Below are 7,777 nucleotides of genomic sequence, written 5' to 3'. Positions count from 1 at the left end.
CAGACCAATCTGCTGGCGCTCAATGCCGCCATCGAGGCGGCGCGCGCGGGAGAGCAGGGCAGGGGGTTTGCCGTGGTGGCGGACGAGGTGCGCCTGCTGGCCAGCCGCACCAGCCAGTCGACGGCGGAGATCAACCAGACCATCGCCAGCATCCAGCAACAGACCCGGCAGACGGCCGACACCGTGGGCAGCGGTACCCTGCTGGTGGAGCAAGGCCGGGGCGCCGTGGTCTCGGCGAGCGAGACACTGGCGGCCATGTCGACGCTGGTGCAGGATCTCAGCGGCCAGCTTGCCGCCATCGCCACTGCGACCGAGCAGCAGTCGAGGGTGGCGCAGGAGGTGGCGGGCACCGTGGAGGAGATCGCCGGGCTCAGCCACCAGTCCAGCGAGCACAGTCAACAGGGCGAGCTGATCGCCGCCAGACTGACCCGGGAGACGAACCGACTGACCACGGCCATCAGCCGCTTTGCGCTGGATGCCTGAGGAGGGGAGCGGTGCAGCGGCATAAAAACGGGGCAGGCCGATGGGCCTGCCCCGTTTTGTTTCCAGTGCATGGTGGTCGACGCTGCGGCTGGTCTCCTGGTTGAGCAGGCTCACCAGCCGAGGTGGGGCGCTTCTCGCCAGCGATGTCTGTTGAGGGTCAGTCCAGGCGCCGGAAGGCCTGATTGTCGAAGCTGCTGCTGGTCTCCTGATTGAGCAGGCTGACCAGCAGGATCGCCCGCTTCTCGCCATCCGGCTCCAGGTAGATGGCCTCGAACCCGGCCAGGGGACCAGATTCGATCAATACCTTGTCCCCTTGCGTCGGCAGGCGGGCATAGCTGGCGCGCGCCTCGTCGCTGTCGTCCCGGCTCATCAGCCGGTAGATCAGCTGGCTGCTGACGGGGGTCCACTCCTTGCCGAAGTGAATGATGCGGCTGATGCCGCGGGTGGACTTCAGGGTGACCGGAGTGACCTCTTCCAGATCCACGTAGATGAACAGGTAGTTGGGGAACATGGGTTCACGTAGCGGAACCCGTCTGCCCCGTCTCAGCTTCTCGACTTCCACCATGGGGTAATAGGATTCGACGCCTTGGGCTGCCAGATGGGCGCGAGCGCGAGCCTCTTCCTTGGGCTTGCAGTAGGCTAGATACCATTTCTTCATTGTTGTTCTGTTTTTTCGTGTTGCCGTGCTTCTGGCTATGATAACGGGGGCAAAAAAAAAGGCCACGCTTGACGTGGCCTTTTTTACAGAGTGAGTGATTACCAACCTTTTACCAGACCACCCTTGAACAGCTCGGTCCCCTTCTTGTAGACCTCGTCGGTCTGGAAGGCCTGGACGAACTCCTTGACCTTCTCGTCGTCCTTGTTGTTCTCGCGGGCAACGATCAGGTTGACGTAGGGGGACTCCTTGTCTTCGACAAACAGGCCGTTCTCGGTCGGGGTCAGGCCAATCTGACCGGCGAAGGTGTTGTTGATGATGGAGAGATCAACATCTTCCAGGGAGCGGGGCAGCTGAGCGGCTTCCAGCTCGACGATCTTGAAGTTGCGCGGGTTGCTGGCGATGTCCAGCACGGTGGCTTCCAGACCGGCACCTTCTTTCAGTTTCAGCAGGCCCTGCTTCTCCAGCAGGATCAGGGAGCGACCCAGGTTGGTCGGATCGTTCGGCACCGCGATCTGGGCGCCGTCTTTCAGCTCGGACAGGGCCTTGATCTTCTTGGAGTAACCGGCGATCGGGTAGACGAAGGTGTTGCCAACCGGCACCAGCTTGAAGCCGCGATCACGGATCTGGGCATCCAGGTAGGGCTTGTGCTGGAAGGCGTTGACGTCGACGCTGCCGTCGTTCAGTGCCACGTTCGGGGTGACGTAGTCGGAGAAGGTGACGATCTCGACGGTCAGGCCGTATTTCTCCTTTGCCACCTTGGCCGCGGTCTCGACCAGTTCGGTCTCGGGGCCGGCGATGGCGCCGACTTTCAGGGTCTTGCTCTCTTCCTTCTGACCGCAGCCGACCAGTACCAGAGTTGCCAGCAGCGCAGCCGCAGCGGATTTAATGCCCAATTTCATAAAAACCTCCTGTCAGAAATCGACGATTAACGATGATCACATTGTTTGACCAGGCGCTCACCCGCGCTCTGGATGAGTTGAACCAGTACCACCAGAATGACCACGGTGACCAGCATGACGGTAGGGTCGAAGCGCTGGTAGCCGTAGCGAATACCCACATCGCCGAGACCGCCCCCCCCGATGGCACCGGCCATGGCGGAGTAGTTAACGAGCGTGACGAGGGTGATGATGATGCTGTTGAGGATCCCGGGCAGGGCCTCAGGCAGCAGCACCTTGGCAATGATTTGCAAGGGTTTGGCACCCATGGCCTTGGCGGCTTCGAGCAGGCCGTCCGGCACTTCCATCAGGGCACCTTCCACCAGACGAGCGATGAAGGGGATGCAGCCCACGGTCAGCGGCACTATGGCGGCTATAGTGCCGATGCTGGTGCCGACGATCAGCCGGGTCAGTGGAATGATGGCCACCAGCAGTATGATAAAGGGCACGGAGCGGCCGACGTTGACTACGATGCCGAGGATCTTGTTCAGCAACGGGTTGGCCAGGATCTGGCCCGCCTTGGTCACGTGCAGTGCCACGCCGAGCGGCAGGCCGAGCAGGCAGCCGAACAGGGCGGAGGCAAACACCATGATCAGGGTGTCGCCGAGGGCTGTGATGAGCAGATTAATCATGGCTTCGGACATGAGTCATTACCTCCAGCTGGATAGGATGGCTGAGTCGCCGAGGATTGGGCGCAGCAGATTAGTCATTGCTTCGGACATAGCCCATTACCTCCAGCTGAATGTGGTTGTCGATGAAGAACTGCTGGGTGGCCTCGCACTGGGCCTCATCCCCGAACAGCTCCGCCAGCAGGAAGCCGAACTTGACGCCACCGGCGTATTCGATGTCTGCGCTCAGTATGCTGATGTCGATGTTGAAACGGCGGCTCACCTCGGAGATGAGCGGCGAATCAACGGTGGCGCCGGTGAAGCCGAGCTTCACCAGGGGATAGCTGTTCGCCACCCGCTCGGTGCTCATCCTGTCCTGGTACTCCTGGGGCACCTCCAGGTGGATGGTGGAGTGGATGAAGTCACGGGCCAGCTGGGTCTTGGCGTTGCTGAAGAACCAGGCCACCTCGCCCTGCTCGATCAGGCGACCGTCGCTGATGATGGCCACTTCGTCACAGATCCCCTTCACCACATCCATCTCGTGGGTGATGAGCAAGATGGTGAGCCCCAGCTTGACGTTGATCTCCTTGAGCAGGCTCAGGATGGATCGAGTGGTCTGGGGGTCGAGGGCCGAGGTGGCCTCGTCGCACAGCAGTACCTTGGGGGCCGGAGCCAGGGCGCGGGCGATGGCGACGCGCTGCTTCTGGCCGCCGGAGAGCTCGGACGGATAGGCGTGGGCACGGGCTTCCAGCCCAACCAGGGCCAGTAGTTCGTCGACCCGGGTCTGGATCTGTGCCTTGTTCCAGCCAGCCAGCTCCAACGGGAAGGCGATGTTGGCGAACACGGTGCGGGAGGCCAGCAGGTTGAAATGCTGGAAGATCATGCCGATCTGGCGACGAGCCTGGGTCAGGTCCCGCTCGCTCAGGGCCACGAGATCCTGACCATCGACGATGACCTGGCCCTGGGTGGGACGCTCCAGCAGGTTGACGCAACGAATAAGGGTGCTCTTGCCGGCACCGGAGGCGCCGATCACCCCGAAAATCTTGCCTTGTGGCACATGCAGGCTCACGTCACGCAGGGCGTGCACGGCGTCACTGCCTTTACCGTAGACTTTGTTGAGACCGATCAACTTAATCATGGATTCTTCCGTGCTAACAGCCTTAAAGCACAGGGCGCTACAGGCGGGTGAATTGGGCAGAGGTTTCACTGGGTTGCTCTGCCATCATGGAGGATGATGCTAAGATGTCCGGATGGCTGTGTCAACGCATGTTTCTACGTCTAGACGTCTAAAAAATGGATAAGGATTCCCGCTCGCTGACTAAGGGAAGAGGAGTAAACCGACAGCTTCAATATTAGATTCTGATTTTAAATCATCCTTCCGAATATAACCTGGATAATCACCCTTGAATCGATGATTCCCCCGTTTTGTCACGGCCTACCCCTGGGCGCTGGCAGTCAGTTGCCAGCATGACAGGGAGGAATCTCTTTGCCCACTTCTCTTCGTTTTCTTCTTTTTCTTTCCCATCCCTTTGATGTAGAACAAAAAACGACCGTTTTTATCCGGGGAAGGAGCGGCGTTTTTTTATACTGGCAGGAGGTGGACGGCAGGAGGAAGCAGAGATGCGATTTCAACAGATCAAGGACCTGATGCTTTACCTCGAACAACTGCATCAGCAGCAGGGGCGCAGTTACGGGCGCCTGATCCCCCAGGTGGATGGGGAGCGCAGCCGGATGCTGCTGGCCTATTTGCAAGGACGGGAGGACGCGGCGGCGGCCCACCTGCACGACTATCGGGAGCAGATGGGGAGTGCGGTCAAGGAGACCTGGCTGGATCAGGGCTTCGGTGAGGATCTGCTGGCCGATTGCCAGCGTCTGGCATTGGCGGCCGGTACTCAGCCCGAGGAGATAGTGGCCATGGTGTCGCGGCAGGAGGAAAAACTCGTTGGCGAGCTGGGGCGCCTGGCTCGCGAGTGCCCCACGCCGGACACGGCCGCGTTGCTGACGTCGCTGGCATCCATGGCGCAATCCCGGCTGACCCGGCTGGTGCACGGAGCCCATCGGCTCGACGACATCTAGCGGGCCATGGCAGAGGCCCGGTCCGGGCCTCTTGCGGCGTTGTCGGGAGGAGAGTCAGTCCTCTTGCCGGGCCGCGCCATAGAGGGCGGCCCCTATGATGCCGGCCTGGTTGAGACTGGCCGCCGCCACCAGGGGGGCACGGGTTTCTATCCGGTCGATGAACTTGTCGAGCTTGGCGGCGCTGCCGCCTCCCAGGATGAAGAGGTCGGGGGAGAAGAGGAACTCGAGGCGGGCCAGGTATTTGTTGAAGCGCTTGCCCCAGCGGTTCCAGGAGAGATCCTCGCGTTTGCGCACCGCGTCCGAGCAGTAGTGCTCTGCCACCATCCCTTCCAGGATGAGATGACCCAGCTCGGTGTTCGGCAGCAGTTGGCCGTTGACGAACACGGCGGTGCCGATGCCGGTCCCCACCGTGATGAGGATGATCACTCCCTTGCGATCCCGGCCGGTACCGAAGCGCATCTCGGCCAGCCCGGCCGCGTCGGCGTCGTTGAGCACGTGGCAGGGCAGGCCGGTCACATCGGCGAACAGGTGGGCGGCGTCGGTCTCGATCCAGCTCTTGTCGATGTTGGAGGCATTCTTGGCGATGCCGTTGTGGATGGTGGCGGGGAAGCCACAGCCCACCGGGCCCTTCCACTGGAAGTGCTCTACCAGCGCCTTGAGGGTGTGCGCCACGGCGGCCGGGGTGGCCGGTTGCGGCGTGGCAATGCGGTGGCGCTCGCCAATCAGTTCGCCAGTCTCGGTATCCACCAGGCAGCCCTTGATCCCGGAGCCGCCAATATCTACTCCCAACATCTGCATCCGAATCTTCCTTTTATTGTGCCGATGGCCAATGGTCGGCAGAGCATGAAAAAAGTGCTGTCATCCGGCAAGGACCAGATCACTTATGCGTGATCCGGCAGGCCTTTTTCGATGCAGCGGATCAACAAACGGGTCTTCTTGTCCTCTTTCTCCTGGCGCACGGCCAGGGTCGCCAGCGCCCACTCGATGTGTTCGGCCACCATGGGCTCGGCACTGGCGAGCGCCTGTTGCAGTGCGGCCATGGCATCGCTGCTGGCCGGGCCGTTGCCGAGCGCTACCGCCAGGTTACGGCGCCAGCGCCGATAGCCGATGCGGCGGATGGGGCTGCCTTCGGTGTGCTTGAGAAAGTCGCTCTCGCTCCAGCCCCACAAGGTCAACAGCGGCGGGCGATGCAGATTGGGGCGCGGGCTGAAGTCGGGCTCTGGGCTCGCATCCGCATAGCGGTTCCAGGGGCAGATGAGCTGGCAGTCGTCACAGCCGTAGATGCGGTTGCCCATCAGCGGCCTGAACTCTTCCGGGATGGGGCCGTCGTTCTCTATGGTGAGGTAGGAGATGCAGCGCCGCCCGTCCACCACGTAGGGCGCGACGATGGCGCCGGTCGGACAGATGTTGATGCAGGCCACGCACTTGCCGCACTGCTCTTTTTCCACCGGTGCATCGACGGGCAGCGGCAGGCCGACCAGCAGTTCTCCGAGAAAGAAGAAGGAGCCGGCAGTCTCGTTGAGCAGCAGCGAGTGCTTGCCCACCCAGCCGAGCCCCGCCTTGGCCGCCAACGGGCGTTCCAGGATGGGGGCCGAATCGACGAAGGGGCGCCACTCCCCCGGGGTTGCCTGCGTGGATGGCAACAGTGTCTGGCAGCGCTGCTCGATGCGCTCTCCCAGCTGTTTGAGCCGGTTGCGCAGCACCTTGTGGTAGTCGCGCCCGAGGGCATAGCGGCTGATATAGCCCAGGGTAGGATCGCGCAGGGTGGCGGCAAAGCCCGCCTCGAAGGGGAGATAGTTCATCCGCACCGACAGCACCCGCAGGGTGCCCGGCAGCAGCTCGTGGGGCCGGGCCCGCATCATGCCGTGGCGCGCCATGTAGTCCATGGTGCCGTGATGACCCGCATCCAGCCAGGCCTGCAATCTGGGCTCCTCGAGGGCGAGATCCGTGTCCGTGATGCCGACCTGGTCAAATCCTAGCTCCCGTGCCCAGAGCTTGATATCGTGGGCCAGTTGCGCGAGTTCGGCGGCCGTCATTGTGCCTTACCTGCCTGCTGGCAGCGGCATGGCGCCCGCAGCACTGAGGGTGACGAGGGCCGTGCGCCGTCATGGCACGTCATATGCCAAGCCAGGAATCGGGCCAGTGGATGATGAAGGTGGGGAGCCGTCATGGTAGAGGGTATCGAGGACGCTATCGGCAAAAAACAAGGCATCAGTCTAGCACAGCCGCTGTGGCGGGCCGAACAGATCCGCAAGATGGAGCAGCGCTGGGCCGAGCGTGAGGGGCAAGCTCTCTACGCCTTGATGGAGCGGGCCGGTGCCGCCCTGTGCAGTTATGCTCGCCATCACTGGCCCCAGAGTCACCACTGGTGGATCTTCGTCGGCTCGGGCAACAACGGGGGGGATGGCTATGTGCTGGCCCGCCTCGCCCGTCGACTCGGCCTCGAGCCTCTGGTGATCGCCGCTAGGGCCCCGGGCCTGCTCAGAGGAGACGCCAGGCGGGCCGCCGATGAGTGGCTGGCGGCGGGGGGGGAGGTGATGATGGCCGATGCGCTCGAGGGGGCGTCGCTCCCTTCGCCGGATCTGGTGATAGATGCACTGCTCGGCACCGGTGTCCAGCTCCCCCTCTCCTTGCCAATGACAAAGATCGTCTCAACAATCAATGGTTTGAATGCTCCCGTTCTGGCGGTGGACCTCCCCTCCGGGCTCAATGCCGACACCGGCCGTGCCATGGGGGCCCTGGTGCACGCCACCCGTACTCTCAGCTTCATCGGCATCAAGCAGGGCATGCTCACCGCCGACGGGGTGGACGGTGTCGGCCAGCTCGACTGGGATCCCCTCGGGGTGGTGCCCGAGGCCGGCCTGGTGCCCGCCGCCGAGCGCCTGGATTATCCCCGCCTAAAGAATCTGCTCTTTCCCCGTCCCCGCTCGGCCCACAAGGGCAAGCACGGCAAGGTGCTGCTGGTGGGGGGCAACCTGGGGATGCAGGGAGCCATACTGCTGGCGGGGCAGGCCTGC

9 protein-coding genes are annotated in these 7,777 nt (G+C 62.7%); 3 read left to right on the top strand and 6 right to left on the bottom strand.

Features of this window, described 5'->3' with window-relative positions; all coding sequences use genetic code 11:
• Positions 1-483: methyl-accepting chemotaxis protein (locus BN1127_RS19405; RefSeq protein WP_042650536.1), on the top strand; the 483-nt coding region annotated here is incomplete at its 5' end.
• Positions 484-640: 157 nt separating this feature from the next.
• Here the strand turns inward: BN1127_RS19405 and rfaH are convergent.
• The 4 genes from rfaH to metN all read right to left on the bottom strand — a co-directional run bounded on the left by rfaH (position 641) and on the right by metN (position 3,822).
• Positions 641-1,141, bottom strand: a complete 501-nt coding sequence (rfaH, locus tag BN1127_RS19400) for a transcription/translation regulatory transformer protein RfaH (protein ID WP_005331636.1) — start codon at positions 1,139-1,141, stop codon at positions 641-643.
• A gap of 98 nt (positions 1,142-1,239) precedes the next feature.
• Complete coding sequence (gene metQ, locus BN1127_RS19395; RefSeq protein ID WP_005327312.1) at positions 1,240-2,040, bottom strand: methionine ABC transporter substrate-binding lipoprotein MetQ; 801 nt, start codon at positions 2,038-2,040, stop codon at positions 1,240-1,242.
• 26 nt (positions 2,041-2,066) lie between these two features.
• Positions 2,067-2,720, bottom strand: a complete 654-nt coding sequence (locus BN1127_RS19390) for a methionine ABC transporter permease (protein WP_005327310.1) — start codon at positions 2,718-2,720, stop codon at positions 2,067-2,069.
• A gap of 58 nt (positions 2,721-2,778) precedes the next feature.
• Positions 2,779-3,822 carry a methionine ABC transporter ATP-binding protein MetN gene (gene metN / locus BN1127_RS19385; protein WP_041206353.1) on the bottom strand — a complete coding sequence of 348 codons (1,044 nt, stop codon included), beginning with the start codon at positions 3,820-3,822 and terminating at the stop codon, positions 2,779-2,781.
• A 482-nt stretch (positions 3,823-4,304) separates the two neighbouring features.
• Between metN and BN1127_RS19380 the strand changes: the two genes are divergently transcribed.
• Positions 4,305-4,760 (top strand): hypothetical protein, encoded by a 456-nt coding sequence (locus BN1127_RS19380; protein ID WP_005327308.1) that lies wholly within the window; start codon positions 4,305-4,307, stop codon positions 4,758-4,760.
• 54 nt (positions 4,761-4,814) lie between these two features.
• Here BN1127_RS19380 and ppgK read toward each other — a convergent pair whose 3' ends face one another.
• Positions 4,815-5,558 (bottom strand): polyphosphate--glucose phosphotransferase, encoded by a 744-nt coding sequence (ppgK, locus tag BN1127_RS19375; RefSeq protein WP_005327307.1) that lies wholly within the window; start codon positions 5,556-5,558, stop codon positions 4,815-4,817.
• An 83-nt stretch (positions 5,559-5,641) separates the two neighbouring features.
• Positions 5,642-6,796 (bottom strand): tRNA epoxyqueuosine(34) reductase QueG, encoded by a 1,155-nt coding sequence (queG, locus tag BN1127_RS19370; protein ID WP_005327306.1) that lies wholly within the window; start codon positions 6,794-6,796, stop codon positions 5,642-5,644.
• Positions 6,797-6,928: 132 nt separating this feature from the next.
• Here queG and BN1127_RS19365 point away from each other — a divergent pair.
• A partial coding sequence (locus tag BN1127_RS19365; RefSeq protein ID WP_042650535.1) for an NAD(P)H-hydrate epimerase occupies positions 6,929-7,777 on the top strand: 849 nt, incomplete at its 3' end.

Source organism: Aeromonas media (assembly GCF_000819985.1).
Lineage (GTDB): Bacteria > Pseudomonadota > Gammaproteobacteria > Enterobacterales > Aeromonadaceae > Aeromonas > Aeromonas media.
The sequence above is the reverse complement of the archived record's forward strand: the minus strand, read 5'-3'. Positions and strand labels throughout refer to the sequence as shown.